Here is a 2978-nt window from a genome sequence, read left to right on the forward strand (position 1 = left end):
TTGCCTTAATGGGACTTTTAGGGGCAGGCGTTTTCGGAATTCTTGATCAGGTGAATGACGGATTGAACTATACAAATGAAGCGGCCGGATATATCCAAGAAGTGAAGACATTTGCGGAGGAGGCGCCTTCCTTGGCTGAACAGGCTGTAAACGACACGGGTGCAAAAGAAAAGCTGGAAACTCAGCTTGAGTCTATCCAGCAGGCTGCAGCCGATTTTAATGAATTAACCCCTCCCGATGCCGCAGCCGAGATTCATAACACCATCGAGAAGCATAATGAAACACTGCAAAAAAGCGCTGAGGATGTTTTGAAAAGTGTTGAGGAAGGAAAATTAACAGTCGAGAAGCTGGAGCAGTCAGAATTGGTGCAAAGCGCTCAGCAGATCAGCGATGTGATGGGCCAGATTGAAAAATTGACCGAATAGAAAAAAGCATCCCGGTTTGGGATGCTTTCAGCTTGTCGACAAAGCATAAAAAGTGGCTTCATCGACAAGCTTTTTTTAAAAAAATGTGAGTGGAATCTAGTTTTGGAGGTTTTACTATGTTGTCCAAGCACTCAAAAGATCAGCGTGAACAGCTTGAAGTCGTTGCCTTAAGTGAACTTGTCCTTGAAGATGATCTGGTCAGGAAGATGGAAGAAGCCATGGATTTTTCAGGTCGCCCTTCTTTATTCTTCAAAAGGACGTCCAAGCATTGATCCCGTTGTATTGATCAAAATGGTTCTGATTCAATACGTGTTTGGGCATCGCTCCATGCGCGAAACCATCGAACGGGTTTTTTGCAGATTTAAAACACAAGCATGGCCTGCGCTGGACAACCCTGTGGGGAAAGAAAAAATTGTCCATGCAGGCGATGCTTGTTTTCGCTGAGATGAATGGACATGGAAAGGCCCTAACCGCCGTCCTTTTCATCGAAAAAACAAAATAAACTGGACAAAAAATAGGTAGGACCTTAGAAATCCGACCTATTTTGTCAACGGTCTGAAATCACCTATAAAAGGTGCTTTTTACGATTGTTCGCCAGCTTCTCCCTGCTGCTTCATATAAGTTTGGCAAACATATGTCATGGGACAAAATCGCAAGATGCCGGAAGCGGCCTTCATCGCCCCCATAAACATGCAGAAAAGCGTCATTCTGCACCACGGTTTTCTCGTAAACTTTGCCGCTGCCGCCGACAGGATCGTCAGTCCGCAGGCAATGCGAAAAACGGCGTCAAACAGTCCGATGTTTTGCTTCATGCTTCATTCCTCCTATTTAAATAATTAAATAAAGTGTTTTTTCGAAAAATTGTAACGGATTGGTAATGCGTGACGATAGTAAATGTGTTAACATAGGATCATTACATGTAAAGGAGAGTATGTGAATGTCCGAACGCACCTTAATTTGGAAAAACAAACACATCAGATCGCAAGTTGATGTTGTAAGTTCAAGGCTGCAGCCAACGCTCCTTTTACGAAATGCCTCTGTACTGAACCCGTATGTAAAGCAATGGATTCTGGCAAACGTATGGATTCATCATGACAGAATCGTTTACGTCGGCCGTGACTTGCCGAAGACGGCTGTTAAAACTACAATAGATTGTGAAGGAAAATACATTGTACCCGGGTATATTGAGCCGCATGTCCATCCTTTTCAAATTTATAATCCCCAAACTTTGGCTGAATATGTGTCACAGTTTGGAACGACGACATTCGTAAATGACAACTTGTTTCTGCTTTTGCATTGCGGAAAAAAGAAAGCGTTTTCTATATTGGAAGAACTGAAAAAACAGCCTGTCCACTACTATTGGTGGTCAAGGTATGACTTGCAGACTGAAGTGTTGAATGAAGATCAAATTTTATCGATCGATTACCGAAAACGTTGGGGAGAACACCCGGACGTCATCCAGGGAGGAGAAATGACAGGCTGGCCGCGCCTCTTGGACGGCGATGATCTGCTCCTTCATTGCATGCAGTGCACGAAAAGAAGGAGAAAGCGGATCGAGGGTCATTTTCCGGGGGCATCGGAAAAAACGCTCACGAAGATGAAGCTTTTCGGCGCTGATGCAGATCATGAAGCCATGACTGGAAAGGAAGTGCTGAAGCGGCTTGAACTTGGATACCACGTCGGCTTGAGGCAGTCTTCCATCCGTCCTGATTTGCGAAAGATTTTGCGCGAGCTGCACGAAGACGGCTTTCACCATTATGACCATATGTTTTATACAACGGACGGTGCAACGCCGAACTTTTATAAAGAAGGCATGACAAACAAGCTGATTGAAATTGCCATCGAAGAGGGCGTGCCGCTGATCGATGCCTATAATATGGCTTCGTTTAATATCGCTAAGTATTATCATATGGAGGATATCCTCGGTGTGGTGGCACCGGGCAGATACGCAACGCTCAACATTTTGAATAGCCCTGATGAACCGAATCCGGAGACAGTTTTGGCAAAAGGGCGGCTGATCAAATCAGGCGGCGTAAATATGAATGCGTTTTCAGTTCCGGATTGGCAAAAAGGGGGTCTTGTCCCTCTGAACCTTTCATATGATCTAACGATGGATGACTTGCAGTTTTCCATGCCGCTAGGCTTAAAAATGAGGAATTCCGTGATTATGGAGCCTTATACGATTGAGATTGACAATTCTGTCAACCAGCTTTCTTTTGACCATGATGAAAGCTATCTCTCGCTGTTCGACAAATATGGAAAATGGCGTGTCAATACGATGCTGAAAGGCTTTGCAACCCGCGTCCAAGGGTTCGTCAGCTCCTATTCGACAACGGGAGATATTATCGCGGTCGGCAAAAACAAGGAAGACATGCTTTTGGCCTTCAAGCGGATGAAAGAAATCGGGGGAGGTATCGTATTAGCGGAAAACGGAAAAATCCTGCACGAAATTCCTCTTCATTTAAGCGGCGGCGCATCAAATGAGATGTATGAAAAGGTGCTTGAAAGGGAAAAGACGTTAAAAGAGCTTTTGTTTGAAAGAGGCTATACGTT

Annotated in this window: 3 protein-coding genes and 1 pseudogene; 3 read left to right on the top strand and 1 reads right to left on the bottom strand. The window is 44.6% G+C overall.

What is annotated here, in order from left to right; all coding sequences use genetic code 11:
- The first annotated feature begins 8 nt into the window (after window positions 1–8).
- Both C1T29_RS04370 and C1T29_RS04375 read left to right on the top strand, forming a co-directional pair.
- On the top strand, window positions 9–425 hold the full coding sequence (locus C1T29_RS04370; protein ID WP_231516569.1) for a DUF6376 family protein: 417 nt from the start codon (window positions 9–11) through the stop codon (window positions 423–425).
- Window positions 426–541: 116 nt separating this feature from the next.
- Window positions 542–776, top strand: a pseudogene (locus C1T29_RS04375) (transposase); the annotation flags it as partial.
- 230 nt (window positions 777–1006) lie between these two features.
- Here C1T29_RS04375 and C1T29_RS04380 read toward each other — a convergent pair.
- Window positions 1007–1237: a YgaP family membrane protein gene (locus tag C1T29_RS04380; RefSeq protein ID WP_020450448.1), complete on the bottom strand. Its 231-nt coding sequence runs from the start codon at window positions 1235–1237 to the stop codon at window positions 1007–1009.
- 125 nt (window positions 1238–1362) lie between these two features.
- Between C1T29_RS04380 and C1T29_RS04385 the strand changes: the two genes are divergently transcribed.
- Window positions 1363–2978 (top strand): amidohydrolase family protein (locus C1T29_RS04385; RefSeq protein WP_208945623.1); only part of this gene is annotated, 1616 nt, incomplete at its 3' end.

The sequence above is a fragment of the Bacillus sp. MBGLi79 genome (assembly GCF_002953915.1).